A 24,780-nucleotide genomic window follows, 5' to 3' on the forward strand; every position below is an offset into this window, starting at 1 on the left:
CGAACGGGAATCGCCTGCGAAGGGTAACCGTTCATGGGATCGTGGACATAGGCCAGACACGAGCTTCGGCCGGCGGCGTCAACCGCTTCATCTGATGCGGGCGGTGAGGTGGCTGAGCGCCGGGTCTTCGGTCCTGCAGGTCTCGGATGGTTTGGGCTACGAAAGTGCCGGCAGTTTCGTGACGATGTTCCGCAAGGCGCCCGGCACGTCACCGGGGCGCTACATGGCGAAACGGCGTGGGCAACGCGCGTGATCGCACCCTTGCGCTGTCGTGAGACTGCGCCGGACCGAGCTTGTCGAAAACGCGGGGGCGAACAGGCCTTCGATTGCCGCCGCGAATCCGCTCGTCGGACCTGATCTGAAGCTCTTCGTGCGCACGTCCGCAATAAGCCGTGAAATCGATAACGACCGTTCGTTCACGCTCACCGCACGCGATATTCAAAAACTGTTCACTGTCGCGATGGAATAATCGCGGCCGTCATGCGTTCGCCCGTACGCATCGGCCCCGAGGCAAAAAACGACGTACCGCAGTGATCGACCGTATCGCAACTAGACGCATGCAAACCCTATCGGTGAGGCTTCAGCATGACAATGAAGATTGGAGGGCGGCTTGCCGCCACATTTGGCGCGGTGCTCGTTTTGTTGCTGGCGATCTGCGTGACGATCAGCATCCAGATGTCGCGCATGAATCAGGACACCCAGGTCATCGTCAACGACCGGCTCGCGAAGCAGACGGAGGTGAATCAGATCAAGGAAGGCGCGTATCTCACCGCGTTGCTGATATACCGCACGCTCGACGAACCCAGCCCGGAAGTCCAGCAAGCCAACTTCAACAAACTCCAGGACAGCGTCAAGCAGAACTCGACCCGTCTCAACGATATCGAAAACCGGCTCAGTTCGGCCGGCGAGCGAACCGCATTCGATAGCCTGATGCGGGTACGCGAAGCCTATCAAACGGCGCTTCGCCCCGTTTATACTCAACTGGCCGCGCACGATACCAGCGAGGCACGGGCAACCATGCTGCGCGTGGTGCCGTATCAACTCGCACTCCTCAAGGCGATAGACGACTTCCAGACTATTCAGCAAAGCGCCATGAATGCCGCCGTGCAGGAGAGTGCCGGGGCTTACAGCACGGCGCGCGCCGTATTGTGGGGCCTGGCGATCCTGGCGCTGGCCATCGCGACGGTCCTGTGCGTCGTCGTCACCCGTTCGATCGTTCGTCCGTTGCAGGCGGTCGTCGACGGAGCGGGCGCGCTGGCCGAAGGCGATCTGACCGTGAAGATAGCCGTGACCCGCCGCGATGAAGTCGGCGCCGTGGCCGAGTCGCTGAACCGCGCCATCGGGCAACTGGCGACCATCGTGCGCGAGGTCAAGCACGCGAGCGCGTCGATTTCGACTGCGACGCAACAGGTCGCGGCGGGCAACACGGATCTGTCGCAGCGCACCGAAGAACAGGCCGCGTCGCTGCAGGAAACGGCATCGAGCATGGAGCAGTTGACGGCGACCGTAGGTCAGAACGCGGACAACGCGCAGCAGGCAAACGCGCTGGCGATGAACGCGTCGGACGTGGCGCAGCGCGGCGGCGCGGCGGTCACGCGGGTCTCCGAGACGATGCACGGCATTTCCGACAGCTCGGCGAAAGTGGCCGAAATCACGAACGTCATCGAAGGCATCGCGTTCCAGACCAATATCCTCGCGCTGAACGCCGCGGTCGAAGCGGCGCGGGCGGGCGAACAGGGCCGCGGCTTCGCGGTCGTGGCCAGCGAAGTGCGCATGCTCGCCCAGCGCAGCGCGACGGCGGCACGAGAGATCAAGGAACTGATCGGCGAATCCGTCGAACGGGTCAAGAGCGGCACGACGCTTGCCGAAGGGGCGGGCAGCACGATCGACGAAGTCATGCAGGCCGTGCGCCGCGTCACGGACATCATGGGTGAAATCTCGTCGGCGTCGCACGAACAGCGCACCGGCATCGAGCAGGTCAATCAGGCGGTCGGCCAGATGGACCAGGTGACCCAGCAGAACGCGGCGCTGGTCGAAGAGGCGTCGGCCGCGGCGCAGTCGATGGCGGAACAGGCCAGGGCGCTGCAGGACGCGGTGGCGATCTTCAAGGTGGACGATGCGGGGTCGCGCAGTGCGTCGTCGCCTGTCGCTGTGGATCGGACCACTGTTGGCGGCCCGATAAAGCAGCCTGCAAAACCGCATCCCGCTATCCTCAGCCGCGCGGCACCCAGCTCGGCGGCGCGGGCCACGGTCGCCTCTTCGGAAAGCGTCGGCGCTGCATCTGAATGGGCGACGTTTTAATCAGGTAGCAGACCTGTCGAAACCCGCCGTGCGCACGGCGCCCTTTTTGGCCGGTAAGTAACGAGTAAGTCGAACGCCCATAGAGTCGCTTCCATTCTGTCTACCGACTAGTGGAAGCGGCCGTGAAAAAAAAGCCTCTGTTCGTTCGCCCGATATTCATGACCGTCGTCGCATCGACGGTGTTGTCGTCCGGAGTAGCGTGGGCCGGCGAAGCGGCCGATGCGGAAAACCCGGGCCTCACGATCCTGAGCAATGCAACCAATGTGACCCACTGGGGCCTGGGCGCCGGCGTGGGCGTGAAGGAGTCGCCATACCAAGGTTATGGCACGAAGGTCCAGCCGTTTCCGCTGGTGTACTTCGACAACAAATGGGTGCGTCTGCTCGGCACCACGGTCGACGTGAAGATCGGTAGCTGGGACGGCGTAAGCATCGCGCTGCGCGGGAAATATTCGCTCGGCGACGGCTACAGCGGGTCCGATGCGCCTATCCTGAACGGCATGCAGGATCGGAACGGCGCGTTCTGGTATGGGCCGGCATTGGCATGGCGCACCGCGTTCGGGACGCTTTCCGCCGATTACCTGGTGAGCGGAAACAAGGGGCAGCAGGCCAGCATCGACTACAGCAAGTCGTTCGACTTCGGGAACTTTTCGCTCACGCCGCACGTCGGTGCTGACTGGTTCAGCAGCAAATACGTCGACTACTACTACGGCGTGCCTTCCTATGACGCGCGGCCCGGACGTCAGGCATATAGCGGCACGGCGAGCTGGAATACGTCGCTGGGTACGCGCATCGGCTACCGGTTGACGCAACATCAGCGCGTTCAACTGGACGTCGGCGTCACGCGTCTGGGTGGCGGCATCACGGATAGTCCGCTCGTCGGCAAGCGGTTCACGCCGGAAGTCAGGATCGGCTACAACTACCAGTTCAAATAAGGACGGCGCCATGTCGCGCGTTGCAATCGTAGAGGATCACGAACGCCTGGCCGACATGGTGCGCCGCGCGCTTGCGGGCGTGGGAATCGAAGCCGATCTGTTTCGCAGCGTGTCCGAGGCGACCTATGGCGTGAGCCAGGCCGACTATGCCGTCCTGATCGTCGATCGCGGCTTGCCGGACGGCGACGGGCTGGCCTTCCTGCGTACGCTGCGCGCGGCCGGGCAGACGACGCCGTGCCTGATGCTGACGGCCCGCGATGCGCTGCACGATCGCGTGGACGGCCTCGAAAGCGGCGCGGACGACTACGTGACGAAGCCGTTCGCGATGAGCGAACTCGTGGCGCGGGTGCGCACGCTGATGCGCCGGCCGATGGCGTTGACGGCGCTGGTTGCATCGTTCGCAGGTCTGACGATCGATCCCGGCACGCGCGAGATGCGCTGCGGCGCGCGGTCGGTGCTGCTTGCGCCGGCGGAACTGCAGATCATGCTGTGCCTCTTCGAAGCGTCCGGCCGCACGGTCCGGCATGGCGCGCTGGAACACGCGGCATGGGGTTTCGGCGAAGCGGTCACGCCGAATGCGCTGGAAGTCACCCTGCACCGGTTGCGCAAGAAGCTGGCTGCGATCGACGCGAACGCACGGCTGGTGAATCATCGCGGCGCGGGTTTCGCCGTGGAAATGTCGGCGTCAGGCGGCGAGCCTTCGCAGTAGCCTGGAAGCCGTCACGATTCGCCCACGCCCCCCGACCCGCGACGGCAACAGAGGAATCCGGACGTATGAAGCAGATGATCCTCGTGGTCGACAGCGACGCCGCCTGCCGCGATACGCTGCGCACCGCCCTGCAGGCGGGCGGTTTCGACGTCGCCGTGCTGTACGAGCCGAACCGGGTGCCGAAGCGCCTCGAAGAAGAACGCCCGGCGCTCGTCATCATGTCGAGCAGCGGAGCGTTCGGCAGCGGGCTCGACGTGCTCAAGACACTGCGGCACCGTGGAGACTGGCTGCCGGTCGTGATGCTTGGCGAAGGGGACGACGTGATAGAACGCATCGTGGCGCTGGAATGCGGGGCGGACGATTTCGTCTCCAAACCGTTCAACGCGACGGAAGTGCTGCTGAGAACGAAGCGCGTGCTGAGTCGCATCCGGCCGGTGCAATATCGTGATCCTTCATCCAGACCGCCGTTCCGCTTCGACGGGTTCGAACTGGATTATGCTTCGCGTACCCTGACGTTCGACGGCAAGGCCGTGCCGCTATCGGAGAACGAATACGCGATGCTCAATCTGTTCACCAGCGCACCGGGTCAGGTGCTGTCACGGGCGGAAATCGCCCGGCGCATGTGGCCCGACGCTCCGCGCCGGACCGCGGTGGTGAGTCTCTATGTGCATCGGCTGCGCGAGCTGATCGATACGCGGACGTCCGCGCCTGAGCTGATCCGGACGATACGCGCACGGGGTTACGTTTTCCGTCCGGACGCCGGCGACAGGAACACGCATCCGGCCCGACAGGTCAATCGATCCACGTTGCTTGCGGAAAGCGCGAGGTGAATCGTTTTTTGACGGCTCGCGATCCGATCATGGCATTTCATATCTCGCAGGGGATGGGGCGTGATGCTCAAGCACTGGACTCAAGGTCTGTCGGCCCGTTTATGGACGACGACGGTCGTCGCACTTGCGATCAGCCTGACCGTACTGTTTGCGCTGGTCGTCTACGTGCTCGGCCATTATCCGGAGCAGACGCTCGGCCGGCGCGAGCAGACCCAGAACATCGATAGCGTGGTGAGCGGCATCGTCTTCGACGACGCGGGTCTGCCCGTATCGGTCAAGCTGTCGGAGCGCGACGCGTGGCTGTTCAACGTGGCGCCCACCGAACTCAAGTATCGCGTGCTGGACGAACAGGGGCGCGTGCTGCTGGATTCGACCGGAGCGAAGAAAAACGGCCCGTGGCTGGCGGATGGTCTTGCCGCGTCCGTCGGCAGGATCGCTCACGTGGATATCGACGGACAGCAGTTTTCCGTCGCGACGCGGCGCATCTCGCGGGGACAGTCGGTGTTTTATGCACAGACCGCGACGAGTTCGCGTTTCGTCGAAGCCCTCGTCAGCCTGAAGATCAAGCCGATCCCGGCCATTGTCCGGATCATCTTCCTGCTGGCGGCCATTATCTTCGCGGTGGTGCTGCAGTTCTCGATTCGCCGGATACTCAAGCCGTTGCGGGACGCGTCCGACGCGGCCGCGCTTATTACGCCACGCCATCTGAAAACGCGGCTTTCTACCGTCGGCGTCCCGCGCGAAATCAAGCCGTTGATCAACGCTTTCAACGAGGCGCTCGGACGGCTGGAGAACGGTTTTACGGTTCAGCAGCAATTCCTCGCGGCGGCCGCGCACGAGCTTCAGACGCCGCTAACATTGATCCGCGGCCAGATCGAATTGCAGCCGGAAATCGGGCAAAAAGACCTACTGTTCCGCGAAATCGACCTGATGTCGCGGCAGGTGCGGCAACTGCTGCATCTGGCCGAAGTCAGCGAGGCACAGAACTTCAACTTCGGGGAAGTCAGCGGTGTCGACGTTGCGCAGGACGTCGTCGTCTATCTGGCGCGCAAGGCCGACGCCAAGCAGGTGAAGCTGCATGTCCACGAACGCGGCGCGCCGTCGTCGATCTGGGCGGACAAAAGCGCGTTGTTCATTCTGCTCAAGAACATCGTGGAAAACGCGATCAACGTATCGCCTGCCGATGGCGTGGTGTCGCTTGCGATCGACGCGGCATCCATCGAGATTTGCGACGAGGGGCCGGGCATTCACAACGACCATCTGCCATTTCTGTTCAAGCGATTCTGGCGCGCGCCCGGTGCGCGGCACGACGGTGCCGGGCTGGGACTGGCGATATGCAAGGAAATTGCGTTGACGCACGATTGGCAGTTGACGGTGAACAGTCAGGCCATCGGAACGCGCTTTACCGTGTGGCTGTAGGACCGTTGGCGAATCTGCCGATCAGGGATGCCGATGGTGCCGGAGCATTATAGTTTTTTTAGTGCCGTAAACGCCGAACCCCGACCCTCCGTTGGATGGAGAGGCCGGGGTATCGGGGACAGCATGAGGAGCCTGACGATTACCTACTTTCACACGGGCAATCCGCACTATCATCGGCGTGGAGTCGTTTCACGGTCCTGTTCGGGATGGGAAGGGGTGGGACCGACTCGCTATGGTCATCAGGCATGACGGGTTGCTGCGTCGCGGTTTGGGGTCGCGCCACAGCCAATCTGGAAGAAGCGTAAAGAGTGGGGGTTGTGATGTTCTGCACAACACGTTCTCAACTTGCGGCGCATCCCGCTGGGGGATGGGTCCGGCCGGGTGCTGAGGCACCGGCCATGACCGACACACCTGTTATAGGATCAAGCCTTACGGGCAATTAGTATCAGTTAGCTTAACGCATTACTGCGCTTCCACACCTGACCTATCAACGTCCTGGTCTTGAACGACCCTTCAAGGGGCTCGAAGCCCCGGGGAAGTCTCATCTTGAGGCGAGTTTCCCGCTTAGATGCTTTCAGCGGTTATCTCTTCCGAACATAGCTACCCGGCGATGCCACTGGCGTGACAACCGGTACACCAGAGGTTCGTCCACTCCGGTCCTCTCGTACTAGGAGCAGGCCCCCTCAAACTTCCAGCGCCCACGGCAGATAGGGACCAAACTGTCTCACGACGTTTTAAACCCAGCTCACGTACCTCTTTAAATGGCGAACAGCCATACCCTTGGGACCGGCTACAGCCCCAGGATGAGATGAGCCGACATCGAGGTGCCAAACACCGCCGTCGATATGAACTCTTGGGCGGTATCAGCCTGTTATCCCCAGAGTACCTTTTATCCGTTGAGCGATGGCCCTTCCATACAGAACCACCGGATCACTATGACCTGCTTTCGCACCTGCTCGACTTGTCAGTCTCGCAGTCAAGCACGCTTATGCCATTGCACTATCAGCACGATTTCCGACCGTACCTAGCGTACCTTCGTACTCCTCCGTTACCCTTTGGGAGGAGACCGCCCCAGTCAAACTGCCTGCCATGCACTGTCCCCGATCCGGATAACGGACCAAGGTTAGAACCTCAAACAGATCAGGGTGGTATTTCAAGGACGGCTCCACGACAACTGGCGTTGCCGCTTCACAGCCTCCCACCTATCCTACACAAACCGGTTCAAAGTCCAATGCAAAGCTGCAGTAAAGGTTCATGGGGTCTTTCCGTCTAGCCGCGGGGAGATTGCATCATCACAAACACTTCAACTTCGCTGAGTCTCGGGAGGAGACAGTGTGGCCATCGTTACGCCATTCGTGCAGGTCGGAACTTACCCGACAAGGAATTTCGCTACCTTAGGACCGTTATAGTTACGGCCGCCGTTTACCGGGACTTCAATCAAGAGCTTGCACCCCATCATTTAATCTTCCGGCACCGGGCAGGCGTCACACCCTATACGTCCACTTTCGTGTTTGCAGAGTGCTGTGTTTTTATTAAACAGTCGCAGCCACCAGTTTATTGCAACCCCTTCACCCTCACGGCGCGAGCCGCTCAAGCTACAGGGGCGTACCTTATCCCGAAGTTACGGTACCAATTTGCCGAGTTCCTTCTCCCGAGTTCTCTCAAGCGCCTTAGAATACTCATCTCGCCCACCTGTGTCGGTTTGCGGTACGGTCACTGTGAAACTGAAGCTTAGAGGCTTTTCCTGGAACCCCTTCCGATTGCTTCGCTCCCGAAGGAGCTCGCGCCACACCCTTGAATTCCGTACCCGGATTTGCCAGGGTACCTTCTCCAATGCAGCGACCGGGACTTCCAACACCCGGACAACCTTCCGCGATCCGTCCCCCCATCGCATTTCACAATGGTGCAGAAATATTAATCTGCTTCCCATCAGCTACGCATTTCTGCCTCGCCTTAGGGGCCGACTCACCCTACGCCGATGAACGTTGCGTAGGAAACCTTGGGCTTACGGCGAGGGGGCCTTTCACCCCCTTTATCGCTACTCATGTCAGCATTCGCACTTCCGATACCTCCAGCACACTTTCCAGTGCACCTTCGCAGGCTTACGGAACGCTCTCCTACCATGCGTGCAAGCACGCATCCGCAGCTTCGGTAACTGGCTTAGCCCCGTTACATCTTCCGCGCAGGACGACTCGATCAGTGAGCTATTACGCTTTCTTTAAAGGGTGGCTGCTTCTAAGCCAACCTCCTGACTGTTTTTGCCTTCCCACTTCGTTTCCCACTTAGCCAATTTTAGGGACCTTAGCTGGCGGTCTGGGTTGTTTCCCTCTTGACACCGGACGTTAGCACCCGATGTCTGTCTCCCGTGATTGCACTCTTCGGTATTCGGAGTTTGCTATGGCGAAGTAATCCGCAATGGACCCTTCAACCATGACAGTGCTCTACCCCCGAAGGTGATACACGAGGCACTACCTAAATAGTTTTCGGAGAGAACCAGCTATTTCCAGGTTTGTTTAGCCTTTCACCCCTATCCACAGCTCATCCCCTAACTTTTCAACGTTAGTGGGTTCGGCCCTCCAGCACGTGTTACCGTGCCTTCAGCCTGGCCATGGATAGATCACCTGGTTTCGGGTCTACACCCAGCGACTGGACGCCCTGTTCGGACTCGCTTTCGCTACGCCTGCCCTATACGGTTAAGCTCGCCACTGAATGTAAGTCGCTGACCCATTATACAAAAGGTACGCCGTCACCCCTTGCGAGGCTCCGACTGTTTGTATGCATGCGGTTTCAGGATCTGTTTCACTCCCCTCCCGGGGTTCTTTTCGCCTTTCCCTCACGGTACTGGTTCACTATCGGTCGATCACGAGTATTTAGCCTTGGAGGATGGTCCCCCCATCTTCAGACAGGATTTCACGTGTCCCGCCCTACTTGTCGCATACCTAGTTCTTCCATGCCGTTTTCGTCTACAGGGCTATCACCTGCTATGGCCGCACTTTCCAGAGCGTTCGACTAACGGTACAGATAAAGAATGCAGGCTGATCCCATTTCGCTCGCCACTACTCTGGGAATCTCGGTTGATTTCTGTTCCTGCGGCTACTTAGATGTTTCAGTTCGCCGCGTTCGCTTCACATGGCCTATGTATTCAGCCATGGATACTCCATTCGGAGTGGGTTTCCCCATTCGGACATCTCCGGATCAAAGCTTGTTTGCCAGCTCCCCGGAGCTTTTCGCAGGCTACCGCGTCCTTCATCGCCTGTGATCGCCAAGGCATCCACCACATGCACTTGTTCGCTTGACCCTATAACGGGTGGGCCTCTTTCGAAGCCGCTCCGCTACAGGTTGAGTTTTAGCGTTGTGCCGTATTCCAATCCGTCTTGCGACGGCCTTGAGATACATCGATACAATCACAACCCTGATTCTCTACTCACACCCATCTCTAAGTGCTTTCGATGAATCTCTTTACTACTTCTTCCTGATTGTTAAAGAACGACAGCCGATAATCAGCTGACTGGCTCAGTCGCCAATGCGCAATGCCCTGAACAGGACACTGTGCACTGATGACTGATGGACAGACCTTGGTGGAGGCAGACGGGATCGAACCGACGACCCCCTGCTTGCAAAGCAGGTGCTCTCCCAGCTGAGCTATGCCCCCCGTGTCTTGCGTACACACGCGGGAGACTGTGGCTCGCACCCTCCGGACCAGGATGGTGGGTCTGGCTGGATTCGAACCAGCGACCCCCGCCTTATCAAGACGGTGCTCTAACCGACTGAGCTACAGACCCCCGGGTCTGTCCTTCTCTCTACAGCCGACAAGTGTGAGCGCTCTGACACGTGAACCGCGCATAGCTCTGGAAAGGAGGTGATCCAGCCGCACCTTCCGATACGGCTACCTTGTTACGACTTCACCCCAGTCATGAATCCTGCCGTGGTGACCGTCCTCCTTGCGGTTAGACTAGCCACTTCTGGCAAAACCCACTCCCATGGTGTGACGGGCGGTGTGTACAAGACCCGGGAACGTATTCACCGCGGCATGCTGATCCGCGATTACTAGCGATTCCAGCTTCACGCAGTCGAGTTGCAGACTGCGATCCGGACTACGATCGGTTTTCTGGGATTGGCTCCCCCTCGCGGGTTGGCGACCCTCTGTTCCGACCATTGTATGACGTGTGAAGCCCTACCCATAAGGGCCATGAGGACTTGACGTCATCCCCACCTTCCTCCGGTTTGTCACCGGCAGTCTCCCTGGAGTGCTCTTGCGTAGCAACTAGGGACAAGGGTTGCGCTCGTTGCGGGACTTAACCCAACATCTCACGACACGAGCTGACGACAGCCATGCAGCACCTGTGTTACGGCTCCCTTTCGGGCACCCCCGGCTCTCACCAGGGTTCCGTACATGTCAAGGGTAGGTAAGGTTTTTCGCGTTGCATCGAATTAATCCACATCATCCACCGCTTGTGCGGGTCCCCGTCAATTCCTTTGAGTTTTAATCTTGCGACCGTACTCCCCAGGCGGTCAACTTCACGCGTTAGCTACGTTACTAAGGAAATGAATCCCCAACAACCAGTTGACATCGTTTAGGGCGTGGACTACCAGGGTATCTAATCCTGTTTGCTCCCCACGCTTTCGTGCATGAGCGTCAGTATTGGCCCAGGGGGCTGCCTTCGCCATCGGTGTTCCTCCACATCTCTACGCATTTCACTGCTACACGTGGAATTCCACCCCCCTCTGCCATACTCCAGCGATGCAGTCACCAATGCAGTTCCCAGGTTAAGCCCGGGGATTTCACATCGGTCTTACATCACCGCCTGCGCACGCTTTACGCCCAGTAATTCCGATTAACGCTCGCACCCTACGTATTACCGCGGCTGCTGGCACGTAGTTAGCCGGTGCTTATTCTTCCGGTACCGTCATCCACCCCCGGTATTAGCAGGGATGATTTCTTTCCGGACAAAAGTGCTTTACAACCCGAAGGCCTTCTTCACACACGCGGCATTGCTGGATCAGGGTTGCCCCCATTGTCCAAAATTCCCCACTGCTGCCTCCCGTAGGAGTCTGGGCCGTGTCTCAGTCCCAGTGTGGCTGGTCGTCCTCTCAGACCAGCTACGGATCGTCGGCTTGGTAGGCCTTTACCCCACCAACTACCTAATCCGCCATCGGCCGCCCCGTTAGCGCGAGGCCTTTCGGTCCCCCGCTTTCATCCACAGATCGTATGCGGTATTAATCCGGCTTTCGCCGGGCTATCCCCCACTAATGGACACGTTCCGATGTATTACTCACCCGTTCGCCACTCGCCGCCAGGGTTGCCCCCGCGCTGCCGTTCGACTTGCATGTGTAAGGCATGCCGCCAGCGTTCAATCTGAGCCAGGATCAAACTCTTCAGTTCAAACCTGTTACTGTCTTTCGGTTCCAGTGATCTCTCACCGGAGCCGGTCGCTCACTCAAAGTGCTGACAGATTCCACCCCCGTTTCTCAACGGACGTGAAACCCACCTTTACTTTCGTGCGAGCGCCTTGCTGCTGATACTTTTGCTGCACCCCCTCCCGAAGGAGAAGATGTCGCGCAGTCCGCATCGAGCGCCCACACTTATCGGCTGTAAATTTTTAAAGAACATTCGCGACTTGCGTCTCTTTCGTCGCGCCCTCAATCAGAGGAGGAGGCGAATTATGAAGATGCCCCCGGGACCCGTCAAGGGCATTTTGAAAAATTTTTTACAGCGGTACACGACGACGCTGCGACCGTGCTCCTTACATACGTGAACGCCACGGTCCTCGGGTTATAGCTGCCGTCATCGATATACGGGACTACCGTTGTCCCCCGTGTATTGCCGCACAGCGATACCACGCGTTGCCTCAAACGCGATCCTGTCCGTCTCGGTAGCGACCGTGTTGGGAGCATCGGCTTCGCAGTCAGTAGAGGCTCGCACGGCCAGCAGTGAACTGGGCGCTCACTGTGGGGGGAACACCGGACGCCGTCGTGGTTTGCGTGACCCGGTACTGCATAAACGCGCGACCCGGTTCTGCGGCCACATCGTTATTGATCGCAGCAACCAGCCTCGCAAGCCGAGGTCGCCCGCCTTTGGATCGGATCGGCAATCCATTGGGCGTATTGCTGACCATTCCCCATCGCCTGGCCGTGCTCGATTACCGAAGCCAGCTTGGGCCAGCGCAAAGTCGGCGGTGGAGAGGTGCGTGACTATGGCGCCAGGCAGGCTCCCCAGCGAATGTTCTTGTCATCGCTTGCCGCTGCCAGCATCTGGGCTGTCGTGCCCAGCGTCGAAGCAAGCACAATGCCGCCGCTTTTGGTTGCCACCAGCGTCAGGAAGCCCGAAGCCAGCTCCCCTGGAATCGACAACGTGTACGCGCCGTCATCCTGCGTCGCGGCTCAAATCAGCGACGCTCGCCTTTCGCCCATCGGCATATAAGCAGATCTCGGCTGCCGGGATCGGGCCATCCTTCATCAGACCATTGAGTGTGACCGATTCATTCGCTGCGGAACTGCTATTACTGCTTCCACCAACCGCCGCAAGCGACGACATGGCCGCACCGCGGGCGCTCACGAACTCGTGGCATTTCGCGCATACCTCGATTTTCAAATCGATCGCTTTTTATACGGGTGTTTGTTGTCGTCACCACGATCACCGGCCCTCGCAAACTTGGCAATCCCGCCTCAAACGAAAGGCTAATGAAATATTGAGACTGCGCTAGAGCAACAATTTAGAGAATGGTTCTCATTTGCATTGACGTTGATACTCCCGGTCAGTACGATTGTTTCCGTTGTGAGCGATTTAATCGTTCACGGTGTTTCTTGCGAAAGGCAATTGAGCAGCAGGCGGCTCGGCATGAGCTTCGCGACGTCAATCAAAAATGTAATTAATAAGGAATACGATGAATTCGTTCGGGCAGAAGAAGGGCAATCGTCATGCCGCTTCCGGCCTTTCCAGGGGATCGTCTTTTTCATCGCGCGGCAAGCCCACAACGCGGCGTGCGCGCCCTTCCGTACGTGCCGTTTTGTTGCTTGCGATGTTCGGCCTGGGCAGTGCGGAATATGGCAACGCGCTTGCTTCGCCGCCGGTCGTCAACGCAGATGCTTATAGCGCGACGCGGGAGGCCGATCTGAACATCCAGGCCGAGCCCGGCGGCTTCTGGACGGGTTTCTGGACCCGCGAAAGCATGCTTGGGGACATGGGCGGCCTGCGCCCGTGGCTTGGCCGCTATGGCGTGACGCTCGACATCACCGAGACGAGCGAATATCTCGCGAACCTGCGCGGCGGCCTCGGGCACGGCGGCGCATACGATGGGCTCGCAACGATCACGCTTGGCGTCGACACGAGCAAGGCGCTCGGCATTCCCGGCGGCCAGTTCAACATCAGTGCGTTGCAGATCCGCGGCACCAATCTGAGCACGTCGAATCTCGGCACGCTCAACACCGCGAGCGGGATCGAGGCGCAGGCAACCACACGCCTCTGGGAACTGTGGTATCAGCAGTCGCTGTTCGACAAGCGTTTCGACGTGAAGATCGGGCAGCAGAGTATCGATCAGGAATTCATTTCGAGTAGCTATGCGGCTACGTTCATCAACACGATGTTCGGATGGCCGGCGCTGCCGTCGTACGACATGCCGAACGGCGGCCCAGCCTATCCGCTGTCCGCGTTGGGCGTGCGGGTGCGCGCACGGCTCACGCCGTCGCTGACCGCGCTCGCCGGCGTGTTCGATGGCGATCCGCTCGGCAACAATCCCAACAATCTGAGCGGCACCAACTTCAATCTGCACAATGGCGCGCTGTACATCGGCGAGTTGCAGTACGCGGTCAACCAGCCGGCCGAAGGCGAACTCGTGCGCGCGGGCGGCGGCGGGCTGCCCGGTACGTACAAGATCGGCGTCTGGTACAACAACGGCCGCTTCGACGACCAGCGCTTCGACAACACCGGCCTGTCGCTCGCGAATCCCGTGACGAGCGGCGTGCCGCAGAGCCATCGCGGCAACTACAGCGTCTATGCGGTCGCGGACCAGATGGTATGGCGTCCGGACCCCGACGAGCCGCGCAGCATCGGCGTGTTCGCGCGGGTGATGGGCGCGCCGGGGGACCGCAACCTGGTCAGCTTCGCAGCGAACGTCGGCATCGTGATGAACGCGCCGTTCAAGGGGCGCGACGACGACTCAGTCGGGCTTGCCGCGACCTACGTGAAGGTCGGCAACTACGCGCACAACCTGGACCTCGACAATCTCGCGTTCAGCGGCGGTCCCTACGGCGTGCGCACCAGCGAGACGACGCTGGAGGCGACCTACCAGTACCAGATCGCGCCGTGGTGGATCCTGCAGGCCGACGCGCAATACACGTTCAACGCGGGCGCGGGCCAGAATCCGGTCGATCCGGCGGTGCCGCTGCGCAACACGTTCGTCGTCGGCCTGCGAACCAACATCACGTTCTGATTGCGTCGACACGATCGCCGCCCACCTCATTGACGTTCCCGCGCCAGCCGTGATTTCCGCATCCATCATGCGTCCCGGCTCAGGCGCGAGGCAGGGAGATTCACCGATGAAACACTTCAAGCGCATGTTCCCGCAACACTCCGCCGACGCTTGCCGCGCGGCTCTCGCGGTGGCCGCCGCGCTCGCGCTGTCGCCCGCCGTGCACGCGGAGTCCCAGGGTCTGCTCGAAACCGTGCAGCACCACACGACGCTGATCAACACCGTGCCGGACAACGGCGACCAGAACCCGTATGCGATCATCGTTGCGCCGACGTCGTCCGGCGCGATACAGCAGGGCGACGTGCTCGTCGACAACTTCAACAACGCGGCGAACCTGCAGGGCACCGGCACGACGATCGTCGACTATCACCCGGACACGAAGAAGATGACGCTGTTCGCGTCGATCCCGCGCGATCTGAAGGAGTGTCCCGGCGGGGTCGGGCTGTCCACCGCGATGGTGATGCTGAAGTCCGGCTGGGTGATCGTCGGCAGCACGCCGAGCAACGACGGCACCACGAACACGAAGGGCGCGGGCTGCCTGATCGTGCTCGACAATCAAGGCAAGATTGCAAAGACCCTCAGCAGCCCGAACATCAACGACCCGTGGGGCAACATGGCGGTCGTCGACAACGGCGACACCGCGACGCTGTTCGTCAGCAACGCGGGCTTCGGCGTCGGAGGAACCGAACTCGGCCCGGATGGCGAGCCGCCGGTGTTCAAGCAGGCGACCGTGCTGCGGCTCGACCTCGACGTGCCGAACGGGCAGCCACCGGTCGTCAAGCACGAAACGGTGGTGGCGAGCGGCTTCGGCGCGCGCGCGGACCGGGGCGTGTTCCTGATCGGGCCGACCGGCCTCGCGCTGTCCCCGGACAACCAGCAGTTGTACGTGTCCGACGCGGTCGGCAACCGCATCAACGTGATCGACGATCCGCTCAAGCGCGACACCAGCGCGGGCGTCGGCCGCCAGCTGACGGCCGACGGCCTGCTGCACCGTCCGCTCGCGATGATCCTTACGCCGGGCGGCCACCTGCTCGTGACGAACGCGCTGAACGGCCAGGTGGTCGAGATCGACCCGGCGGCGGCCAGGCAGCTGTACGCGCGCTGGATCGATACCGACCGCGCGCAGAGCCCGCCGGGCAACGGCGACCTGTTCGGCATTGCGCTGACGCCGGCCGGCGACGGCTTCTACTACGTGGAAGACGACGTCAACACTCTCGTTCTCGCGAGGTAGCCATGTCCTCCGGATCCCGCACTCCTCCGGCGCGCCCGACACGGCGAGGTTTCCTGAAGGCGAGCGGCGCGGCCGTCGCCGCGGGGGCCGCCCTCGGCGCCGCGGGCGTCGCTGCGGCCGCGTCCGACGGCAGGCAGCGTATCGCCGCCGACCCGCTGCACGCAGTCGAGCCGTTCTTCGATGCGCATCAGGGCGGCATCGTCACGCCGCAGCAGTCGCATACCTATGTCGCCGCGCTCGACCTGACGACGACCTCGCGCGACGATGTGATCGCGCTGCTGCGCGCGTGGACCGACGCGGCCGCGCGGCTCGCGCAGGACGGCACCGCCGCGTCGCTGCAGGACGCGAAAGACGACGCGCCGCCGCCGGATGCCGGCGACGTGCTGGGCGTCGGCCCCGCCGGCCTGACCGTCACCTTCGGTTTCGGGCCGGGGCTTTTCACGTCGGGCGGCAAGGACCGGTACGGTCTTGCACACCGGCGTCCGGCGGCGCTCGTCGATCTGCCGCGCTTCAACGGCGACCAACTCGTGCCGGAAAAGACCGGCGGCGACCTGTTCATCCAGGCCTGCGCGAACGACGCGCAAGTGGCGTTTCACGCGGTCCGGCAACTCGCGCGCCTGGCGTACGGCAAGGCGCAGATGCACTGGGGGCAGGCGGGTTTCGTATCCGCGCCGCCGGGCGCGACGCCGCGCAACCTGATGGGCTTCAAGGACGGCACCAACAATCCGCCGATCCGCGATCCGAAGCTGATGGACCAGTTCGTCTGGGCGGACGCGGCGGACGCGCCGTGGATGGCCGGCGGCACGTACACGGTGGTGCGCCGCATCCGCATCACGGTCGAGCACTGGGACCAGATGGAACTGGGTTTCCAGGAGCAGGTGTTCGGTCGCCGCAAGCTCAGCGGCGCGCCGATCGGCAAGGACGGCGAGTTCGACCCGGTGGATCTCGACGCACAGGACAAGGACGGCAATCCGCTGATCGCGGAGAACTCGCACGTGCGGTTGTCGAACCGCGCGTCGAACGACGGCGCGCAGATCCTGCGCCGCTCGTATTCGTACAACGACGGCACGAACTTCTACATTGAGCGCTGGCCGCCGTGGCGGCAGGAAACGGAGTACGACGCGGGTCTGATCTTCATCGCGCACCAGCGCGACCCGCGCACCGGCTTCATCCCGATCAACGAGAAGCTTGCGAAGTTCGACATGATGAACCAGTTCACCACGCATGTCGGCAGCGCGATCTTCGCGTGCCCGCCGGGCGCGCGGCGCGGGTCGTACATCGGCGCGGGACTCTTCGAGACCTGAGCCCGCACCGATTCTCTCAACCAACGGAAAACCAGAACAATGAAGCTCTCATCGCTCGACGCACCGCTGCGCGCCGCCGCCCTCGCGCTGGCCGCCGGCGTTTCGCTGCCGCTCGCGGCACATGCCGCGTCGATCACGCTGTACAACGCGCAGCACGAACAGGTCGTCAACCAGCTCGTCAGCGACTTCACCGCGCAGACCGGAATCTCGGTGAAGGTTCGCAGCGACGAAGGCCCGGCGCTCGCGGCACAGCTCGTCGCCGAAGGCGCATCGACGCCCGCCGACGTATATTTCACCGAGAACTCGCCCGAATTGATGCTGCTCCAGGAGAAGGGGCTGCTCGGATCGGTGCAGCCGGCCACGCTGTCCGCGGTGCCGGCGCAATACAGTTCGCCGTCCGGCCAATGGGTCGGCGTGACCGCGCGCGAAAACGTGCTCGCGTACAACACGGCGCAGCTACAGCCGGCGCAGCTGCCGCCGTCGCTGCTCGACCTCGCAAAACCGGCGTGGAAAGGCAAGATCGGCATTGCGCCGAGCGATGCGGACTTCCTGCCGCTCGTGAGCGCGGTGCTCGCGGCGAAAGGCGAGGCGCAGACGCTCGCCTGGCTGAAGGGGCTCAAGACGAATGCCCAGATCTTCGACGACGAAGAAGGCGTCGTTGCCGCGGTGAATCGCGGCGCGGTCGCCACCGGGATCGTCAACAACTACTACTGGGCGCGTCTGCATGCGGAAATCGGCGACAAGGCGACCCATAGCGCGATCGGGCATTTTGCGAACCACGACCTCGGCGCGCTCGTGAACGTGTCCGGCGCCGCCGTGCTGAAGGCCGCGCACAACCCGGACGGCGCACAGCGGTTCCTCGCCTACCTCGTCAGCGACCGCGCGCAGGAGCTGATGGCGAAGGATCACGTCAGCTTCGAATATCCGCTGCGCCCCGGCATCGCCGCCGATCCGGTCGACAAGCCGTTCGACCAGTTGCAGCCGCCCGCGCTGACGATCGAGCAACTGGGCGACGACAGCCAGGCCGGCAAACTGCTGCGCGAGGCGGGGCTGCTGTAATGAGCGCGAACGCGGGCCGGCAGGGTGCGAGCGCCGTGGCCGCCGGGCCGGCCGGCGCAAACACGCGGCGCGTGCGCGCGGTCCGGCCGCGCCGCGCGCCGCGCGCGCTGCTCGCGGCAGCCGCGCTCGGCCCGGCGCTCGTGCTGCTGCCGGTCGCGCTGACGTTCTGGCGCGCGCTCAGCTTCGGCGCCGCCGACGCGGTGGAACTGCTGTGGCGTCCGCTCGTCGGCGAGCTGCTCGTCAACACGCTGGCGATCACCGTGGCCGGCACGATCTCAAGCGCGATCGTCGGCACGGCGCTCGCGTGGTTCGTCGAGCGCACCGATCTGCCCGGTCGCCGGGGGTGGGCGCTGCTCGCGGCCGCGCCGCTCGCGATGCCCGCCTTCGTGACGAGCTATGCGTGGGTGTCGTTGAGCCTCGACCTGCAGGACTTCGCGGGCGCGCTGCTCGTGATTACCACCGCGTATTTCCCGCTCGTCTATCTGCCGGTTGCCGCCGCGCTGCGCGGACTCGACCCGTCGCTCGAAGAATGCGCGCGCGTGCTGGGTTGCAGCCGCTGGACGACTTTCACGCGGGTCGTGCTGCCGCAGTTGCGGCCCGCGCTCTTCGGTTCGATGCTGCTCGTCGCGCTCGGCGTGATGTCGGAGTTCGGCGCGTTCGCGCTGCTGCGCTTTCGCACGTTCACGACCGAGATCTACGCCGAGTACCGGACCAGCTTCGACGGCGGCGGCGCGTCGCTGCTCGCGAGCGTGCTGATCGTGCTGTGTCTCGCGTGCGTCGTCGTCGAGTTCCGGGTGCGAGGCTCGGCGCGCTATGCGCGCATCGACCGGGGCGTGCGCCGCGCGCCGCTACGGCACGCGCTCGGGCGCTGGCGCTGGCCGGCGGCGGCCGGCTTCGCCGCGCTGAATGTCGTGACGCTCGGCGTGCCGCTCGCGATGATCGGCTACTGGCTCACGCAGCCGGGCGCGGCGGCGGTCACGGTCGCCGACGTGTCGCCCGCACTGCTGCTGTCGACCACCTTTGCGTCGCTGTGGCTCGGGCTGCTCGCCGCCTGCGTCACGACGCTGCTCGCGCTGCCGCTCGCGTATCTGCTGACCCACTATCCCGGCAGGCTCGCCACGTTCGCCGAGCGCACCGCCTTTCTCTCGCAGGGCGTGCCGGGACTCGTGATCGGACTGGCGATCGTGTCGCTTGCGGTGCGTGCGCTGCAGCCGCTGTATCAGGGCACGACGCTGCTGATCGCTGCGTACGCCATCCTGTTTCTGCCGCTTGCGCTCGTCAGCGTGCGCGCCGCGCTGCTGCAGTCCCAGCAACGACTCGAAGACACGGCGCGCTCGCTCGGCCTGAGCCGGCTCGCTACGTTGCGGCGCGTGGTGATGCCGCTCGCGAGCCCCGGCCTCGGTGCGGCAGCGGCGATGGTGTTCATCTCGGTCGTCACCGAGCTGAATGCGACGCTGCTGCTCGTGCCGATCGGCACCCGCACGCTGGCGATGCAGGTCTGGGCCGATACCACGACGCTCGCGTTCGCCGCGGCGGCGCCGTACGCGGCGTTGCTGACGGGCCTGTCGCTGGCCGGCTCGGGTCTCCTGTTCGCGTTCGCGGGGCGCTCCGCGCTCGCGCGCGGCGTGTCGCGCGGCCCGGGACCGGGCTGACCTGCGGCTGGACGCAGCCGCGCGCCGCGTTCGGCTCACTGCCTATCGACTGTGGATTTCATGAGCGCATTTCAGATCACCGGCCTGCACAAGTCGTTCGACGGCCACGCAGTGCTGGAGGACATCGATCTCGCGGTGAAAGCCGGCACGCTGCTCGCGCTGCTCGGCCCGTCGGGCAGCGGCAAGACGACGTTGCTGCGCGTGCTGTGCGGCTTCGAGCGAGCCGACGCGGGCACCATCGAGATCGGCGGACGGCTCGTGGCGGGCGACGGGCTGCACCTGCCGCCGGAACGGCGCCGTATCGGCTACGTGCCGCAGGAAGGGGCGCTGTTCCCGCACCTGTCCGTCGCCGACAACATCGTGTTCGGCCTGCCGCGCGCGCGGCGCCATGCGCGCCATCGCGTCGCCGAACTGCTCGAACTCGTCGGGCTGCCCGCGTCGTATGCGGAGCGTGCGCCGCAGCAGTTGTCGGGCGGCCAGCAGCAACGCGTCGCCCTCGCGCGCGCGCTGGCTCCCGAGCCGGGGGTCGTGATGCTGGACGAGCCGTTCTCGTCGCTCGACGCCGCGTTGCGGGCCGACACGCGTCAGGCGGTGACAGGCGCGCTCGCCGCGTCGGGCGCGACCGCGATCCTCGTCACGCACGATCAGGAGGAGGCGCTGTCGCTCGGCGACGAGGTCGCCGTGTTATGGCAGGGCCGGCTGTTGCAGACAGCCGCGCCGCAGTCGCTTTACCGGCGGCCCGCAACGCGTGAACTCGCGTCGTTCGTCGGCGACGCCATGCTGCTGCCGGGAACGATGGCCGGCAACCACGTCCGCTGCGCGCTCGGCTCGTTGCCCCTCGTCGGCTCGTCCGCTTCGTCGGGCGAGCCGACCGGCGACGTCGACGTGATGGTGCGGCCCGAACAGATCCGGATTCTGCCGCGCGGCGAGAACCGCCTGGCCGCCCCGGACGATGCGATTGAAGCGCGCGTGCGTCGCGTGACCTTTCTCGGCAGGGATGCGGCCGTGACACTGCAACTGGCCGGTTTCCCCGAGACCTTGATACGCGCGCGCGTTTCGGGGCTGGAGATGCCCAGCGAGGGCGCGAGCGTGGCAATCGCGGTGGCGGGGCCGGTCTGCGTGTACCCGGCTGAATAGCCGGCATGCGTCGGCTCCCGCCTGCGGGCGAGCAGGACGGCAACCCGCCGGCATGGCAAGCCGCATGCCGCGATGAACGGTTCGCTGGCGGAGTGCGGAACAAAATCAAGGCTAGGGGTCCGATATATCGGATGTGCGCGGGATTCGCCCGTGCCCGGCTGCGCACGTCGGTGCCGCTTGCCGTCGCTCATCAATGGTGCGGTGTCTCCCTCTTTCAGGCTGGAACGATTCGCGCGCGCTGGCACTTGACGCTACGCAAGAGATGACTGCGAGGCCATGCGTCCGACTGGTTGGCTATCGTGAACCGGGAGCGAATACAGGGCTGGCCGCGATGCGCCTGAGCGCTGCCGCCGCGTTCGCAAGGACGAGTTTTACACCGCGCGGACCGAAATCTTTCAAGCCTGAAATTGTGGGGCGGGCGGGCTTAAGAAATCCTTACGGCGAGTTCGGGTGGAACATATCCGGTCATGGCGGCATGGCCCGACGGCATTTCCCCGACCCGCATAAGCAAACCTTAAGCTTCCGGCGCGCAAGATGCCGACGTACGTCTGCGCGCCACGAAATGAGAACACTCTATGCCGAGCTGTCGCGAGCGGGGATACGCGCGACAGCCAGTCGAATCGCCGTGCTGAAATTATTCCGCGACCATCCCGTCGAGCATTTTTCTGCGGATCAGATATATCGCAGGCTGACGCACGACGAGGAGCCGCTTAGCCTGGCCAGCGTCTATCGCATCCTGTCGCAACTGCTTGGGGCAGGTCTGATCACGTGTGCTTCGCTGGGTGATTCCAGGGTCGTCTATGAACTGAATCGCGGCGAGCCTCACTATCACCTCGTCTGCAACCACTGCGGCGCAATTCACAACGTTACCGATACGACGCTGAATCTCGCGTATCAGTCCATTGCTGCACAACATCAGTTCGTGTATGCCAGCGCATCCGTGGTGGTCTTTGGGGCGTGTCCGGACTGTCAGGCGGCACGCAATCAGAAGGCGCGAAGTGGTTAGTACGGCGAGGCGGCGGCAGCGCGGTACGGTGCTCGGACCCGGTCCGCGTGATTTCAACCTGCCATAGCGGCTATCCGACGTAAGCTCCGGACCGGTGCAAAGCCATCGGCAGAGGCGCGGTGCAGGCGTCGAGGGCCGCGCGCCCACTCGTGTGAACCTGCCTACGTTTCACTCCAGACGCGCAGCAGGTGATGGCGGTCGGCGAGTTCGCGATTGAGCAGGTTGAGCTGAACGTCGTACCGACTGGAATGGCAGGCCGCCATCACGTCGACGCGGACATAACCCGGCACTCTCACGATGTTGTCGTTAGCGGGGTAGCGAGACGACATATAGATCGGCCCGCCGCCGATTTCCCAATGCCCGACCGGCTTGTACGTCACCCACAGCGTTGCCATGTGACGGGGAGTGTTCGGCAGGGTATTGCCCTGCGTTCCAGCAAACGCGTTGACGACCTCGCTGATCAGCGGCACGATCGCTATCGTCCCGGTCGGTAGCCCCGGGCCGGTGACGCGATAGCCCTGATTGGTGCAGGTCTCGTGACCGACATCGACGCCAGCGACGATCTTGTGCTTCATCCAGCCGCTACCGGACGTGCCTTCGATATCGGTCGAGTTATAGACAGAATGATCGTTGATGACGCGACAGCGGCTGACGAGGCCCACGTCAAGGGACGACAGTGGCAGGCCAGCAGCATCGATCTCGGCCTGAACGATCGCGGCGTGGATTTGCTGGAGGAAAGCGGGGACGTCGCGCTACGCGTCGGCCGGCGCAATGATACGAGCCTGGCAGCCCACCTTTCTGGCGGCCGAAGCCCTTACAGCCGTCACGCATTGACGCAACGGGCGTTACGGAAGGATGCAACGCCCGTCACGGCAGTCGCCCAATCGCTCGACTATAGGTCCTGAAGCGCGTTCAGACGCGTCACCGGCCATTCGCCGCGCGGCGGGTGTAGGGAGCAGCCTGAATCATCGATAAAAAATCAATAAGGCGTCCCGCCAGGCTGAATCACGAAAGGCGACGGCTCGCTCGCCAAACCGTTGACCGTCGTCCCGCCGTTATGGATCGCCGGGAACAGCGACTGCATGTTCTGCGGAAACGGCAGCGCGGGCCGGGTCAGGTTATCCAGATGCGCCAGTTCCTCTGCCGTCAACGTGATGTCGGCCGACTTCAGGTTGTCGTCGAGCTGGCTCATGCGCCGTGCGCCGATGATCGTCGAACTCACGCCCGATTGCATCCGCACCCATGCCAGCGCAACGCGGGCCACCGTCGACTCGTGCGCCTGCGCGATCTTTTCGAGTTCGTCGACGAGCGCATAAGTGCGTTCGTTCAGAAGGTGCCCCATGAATGCCGCGCGATCGCCCTGCAAAGCGCTGGCCGTCGCCCGCGTGTACTTGCCCGACAGCAGACCGCTCTTGAGCGGCGACCACGGCGTAATCCCCAGCCCGAGTTCCCTGGCCATCGGCACCAGCTCGGCTTCGACGGTGCGCTCCAGCAGCGAATATTCGATCTGCAGGCCGACGAACTGCGACCAGCCGCGGAACCGGGCCGTGATGTTCGCTTCCACGACCTTCCATGCCGGCGTATCCGACACGCCGATGTAGCGCACCTTGCCCGCCCGGATCAGGTCCTCCAGCGCCGCCATCGTCTCTTCGATCGGCGTATGGACGTCCCAGTTGTGCAGCCAGTACAGGTCGATGTAATCGGTCTGCAAACGGCGCAGCGAATGCTCGCACTGGTCGATCAGCGCCTTGCGCCCGGAGCCGCCGCCATTGGGATCGCCCAGGTAGAGGTTGCCGCTGAACTTGGTCGCGATCACGAGGCGGTCGCGACGTGCGGGATGGCGGCCGATGTGGTCGCCGATGATCTTCTCCGAATGGCTCGCCGTGTAGAAGTTCGCTGTGTCGAGGAAATTGCCGCCGGCGTCGATGTAGCGATCCATGATTTGCTGGGACTCTTCGACGGACGAGCCCCATCCGAAGTCTTCGCCAAAGGTCATCGTACCGAGGCAAAGCGGGCTGACGCGCAGGCCCGAGCGGCCCAGCGTCACGTAATGATCGAGCGCCATAAATCCTCCGTGATAAAATGTTCCACGTTGAAATAGTTCAACGATTGAACTAATTTAAAGGTAAACGATTCGGATGGCAAGCATATCCGTGGGCAACGCCGATTTTGCAAAGATGTGGTCCCTTCACTACCGCCTTATTTCGTCGGTGATCGCCGGCGTCGCGCCGACCATTGCGGACCTGGGGCTGGAGGTCAAGGAACTGTTCATGCTGGCCGAGGTCGACGACCATCCGCATCCGGCCGCACTGGCCGGCGCATGCCTGATGCCGAAGCCGACTGTGACCCTGTACGTCAAACGGCTCGAAGCAGCCGGTTACCTGAAGCGCGAGATCGACAATGCGGATCTGCGCCGCCATCGGCTTACGTTGACGGCCGACGGCCGCAAGGTGATGACGCGCGGCATGTCGATGCTGTCGGAGGCGTTCGGAGCACGCCTCGACCGCCTGAACGCCACGGAACAGCGAGCATTGCGCACGTTGCTCGAAAAGCTGGTGTGAAGCCTTCGTGATTCGCAGCGCCGAAACCTGTGTCATCGGCGTGACGCCGAGCGTCTTGCGAAACAGCCGAACCGGTGGCGATGCGCTGACATTCGCGGCAACCGCCAGCCCGGAAAGAGAGAAGTCGCGCGTGAGATCGCCGTCGATCCATGCGGTCGCGACCCGGACCCG

The 24,780-nt window shown here is 62.8% G+C and carries 16 protein-coding genes, 2 tRNA genes and 3 rRNA genes; 14 read left to right on the forward strand and 7 right to left on the reverse strand.

The genetic code is table 11. From position 1 onward, the window contains the following. Positions 1 to 585 precede the first annotated feature (585 nt). The 5 genes from BLV92_RS27470 (at position 586) to BLV92_RS27490 (ending at position 6,191) form a co-directional block, all read left to right on the forward strand. A complete protein-coding gene (locus tag BLV92_RS27470) occupies positions 586 to 2,301 on the forward strand; it encodes a methyl-accepting chemotaxis protein (protein WP_090551743.1) in 1,716 nt (571 codons plus the stop codon). Positions 2,302 to 2,423: 122 nt separating this feature from the next. Then, a complete protein-coding gene (locus tag BLV92_RS27475; protein ID WP_244283959.1) occupies positions 2,424 to 3,233 on the forward strand; it encodes a MipA/OmpV family protein in 810 nt (269 codons plus the stop codon). A gap of 10 nt (positions 3,234 to 3,243) precedes the next feature. Beyond that, a complete protein-coding gene (locus tag BLV92_RS27480) occupies positions 3,244 to 3,942 on the forward strand; it encodes a response regulator transcription factor (protein WP_090551744.1) in 699 nt (232 codons plus the stop codon). A gap of 65 nt (positions 3,943 to 4,007) precedes the next feature. Next, entirely contained in the window at positions 4,008 to 4,772 is a 765-nt protein-coding gene (locus BLV92_RS27485; RefSeq protein ID WP_090551747.1) for a response regulator transcription factor, read from the forward strand. A gap of 63 nt (positions 4,773 to 4,835) precedes the next feature. After that, a complete protein-coding gene (locus tag BLV92_RS27490) occupies positions 4,836 to 6,191 on the forward strand; it encodes a sensor histidine kinase (RefSeq protein WP_090551749.1) in 1,356 nt (451 codons plus the stop codon). A gap of 130 nt (positions 6,192 to 6,321) precedes the next feature. Here BLV92_RS27490 and rrf read toward each other — a convergent pair. The 5 genes from rrf to BLV92_RS27515 all read right to left on the reverse strand — a co-directional run bounded on the left by rrf (position 6,322) and on the right by BLV92_RS27515 (position 11,574). After that, positions 6,322 to 6,435: ribosomal RNA gene (gene rrf / locus BLV92_RS27495) — 5S ribosomal RNA — on the reverse strand. A 174-nt stretch (positions 6,436 to 6,609) separates the two neighbouring features. Beyond that, positions 6,610 to 9,489, reverse strand: a 23S ribosomal RNA gene (locus BLV92_RS27500). A 278-nt stretch (positions 9,490 to 9,767) separates the two neighbouring features. After that, positions 9,768 to 9,843 (reverse strand) — tRNA-Ala (locus tag BLV92_RS27505). Between the two features lie 53 nt (positions 9,844 to 9,896). Next, positions 9,897 to 9,973 (reverse strand) — tRNA-Ile (locus tag BLV92_RS27510). Positions 9,974 to 10,043: 70 nt separating this feature from the next. After that, positions 10,044 to 11,574, reverse strand: a 16S ribosomal RNA gene (locus BLV92_RS27515). The 16S, 23S and 5S rRNA genes sit together here with 2 tRNA genes alongside, the layout of an rRNA operon. A gap of 1,636 nt (positions 11,575 to 13,210) precedes the next feature. On the opposite strand from BLV92_RS27515, the gene BLV92_RS27520 reads away from it, so the two are divergent. The 7 genes from BLV92_RS27520 to BLV92_RS27550 all read left to right on the forward strand — a co-directional run bounded on the left by BLV92_RS27520 (position 13,211) and on the right by BLV92_RS27550 (position 22,048). Then, the gene (locus BLV92_RS27520; protein ID WP_244283995.1) at positions 13,211 to 14,620 is read left to right on the forward strand and encodes a carbohydrate porin; all 1,410 of its coding nucleotides are present in this window, start codon (positions 13,211 to 13,213) and stop codon (positions 14,618 to 14,620) included. Between the two features lie 106 nt (positions 14,621 to 14,726). Further along, positions 14,727 to 15,890, forward strand: a complete 1,164-nt coding sequence (locus tag BLV92_RS27525; RefSeq protein ID WP_373681918.1) for a hypothetical protein — start codon at positions 14,727 to 14,729, stop codon at positions 15,888 to 15,890. A 2-nt stretch (positions 15,891 to 15,892) separates the two neighbouring features. Further along, positions 15,893 to 17,194, forward strand: a complete 1,302-nt coding sequence (gene efeB, locus BLV92_RS27530; RefSeq protein ID WP_090551754.1) for an iron uptake transporter deferrochelatase/peroxidase subunit — start codon at positions 15,893 to 15,895, stop codon at positions 17,192 to 17,194. Between the two features lie 39 nt (positions 17,195 to 17,233). Then, on the forward strand, positions 17,234 to 18,253 hold the full coding sequence (locus BLV92_RS27535) for an iron ABC transporter substrate-binding protein (RefSeq protein WP_090551757.1): 1,020 nt from the start codon (positions 17,234 to 17,236) through the stop codon (positions 18,251 to 18,253). After that, positions 18,253 to 19,905, forward strand: a complete 1,653-nt coding sequence (locus BLV92_RS27540) for an ABC transporter permease (RefSeq protein ID WP_090551758.1) — start codon at positions 18,253 to 18,255, stop codon at positions 19,903 to 19,905. Before BLV92_RS27535 ends, BLV92_RS27540 begins: the two co-directional genes overlap by 1 nt. Before the next feature lie 60 nt (positions 19,906 to 19,965). Further along, positions 19,966 to 21,042: an ABC transporter ATP-binding protein gene (locus tag BLV92_RS27545; protein ID WP_090551761.1), complete on the forward strand. Its 1,077-nt coding sequence runs from the start codon at positions 19,966 to 19,968 to the stop codon at positions 21,040 to 21,042. Between the two features lie 562 nt (positions 21,043 to 21,604). After that, entirely contained in the window at positions 21,605 to 22,048 is a 444-nt protein-coding gene (locus BLV92_RS27550) for a Fur family transcriptional regulator (RefSeq protein WP_090551763.1), read from the forward strand. A 161-nt stretch (positions 22,049 to 22,209) separates the two neighbouring features. Here the strand turns inward: BLV92_RS27550 and BLV92_RS27555 are convergent, their stop codons facing one another. Next, positions 22,210 to 22,623: a TonB-dependent receptor domain-containing protein gene (locus BLV92_RS27555; RefSeq protein ID WP_090551765.1), complete on the reverse strand. Its 414-nt coding sequence runs from the start codon at positions 22,621 to 22,623 to the stop codon at positions 22,210 to 22,212. On the opposite strand from BLV92_RS27555, the gene BLV92_RS27560 reads away from it, so the two are divergent. Further along, the gene (locus tag BLV92_RS27560) at positions 22,585 to 22,953 is read left to right on the forward strand and encodes a hypothetical protein (protein WP_134171271.1); all 369 of its coding nucleotides are present in this window, start codon (positions 22,585 to 22,587) and stop codon (positions 22,951 to 22,953) included. The two genes, BLV92_RS27555 and BLV92_RS27560, sit on opposite strands and share 39 nt — an antisense overlap. A gap of 74 nt (positions 22,954 to 23,027) precedes the next feature. On the opposite strand, the gene BLV92_RS27565 is transcribed toward BLV92_RS27560, so the two are convergent. Further along, positions 23,028 to 24,113, reverse strand: a complete 1,086-nt coding sequence (locus BLV92_RS27565; RefSeq protein ID WP_090551770.1) for an aldo/keto reductase — start codon at positions 24,111 to 24,113, stop codon at positions 23,028 to 23,030. Positions 24,114 to 24,201: 88 nt separating this feature from the next. Here BLV92_RS27565 and BLV92_RS27570 point away from each other — a divergent pair, with 88 nt between their 5' ends. Then, complete coding sequence (locus BLV92_RS27570; RefSeq protein ID WP_208862150.1) at positions 24,202 to 24,609, forward strand: MarR family winged helix-turn-helix transcriptional regulator; 408 nt, start codon at positions 24,202 to 24,204, stop codon at positions 24,607 to 24,609. The last annotated feature ends 171 nt before the right edge of the window (positions 24,610 to 24,780 follow it).

The sequence above is a fragment of the Paraburkholderia caballeronis genome (assembly GCF_900104845.1).
In the GTDB taxonomy this organism is placed as follows: Bacteria; Pseudomonadota; Gammaproteobacteria; order Burkholderiales; family Burkholderiaceae; genus Paraburkholderia; species Paraburkholderia caballeronis.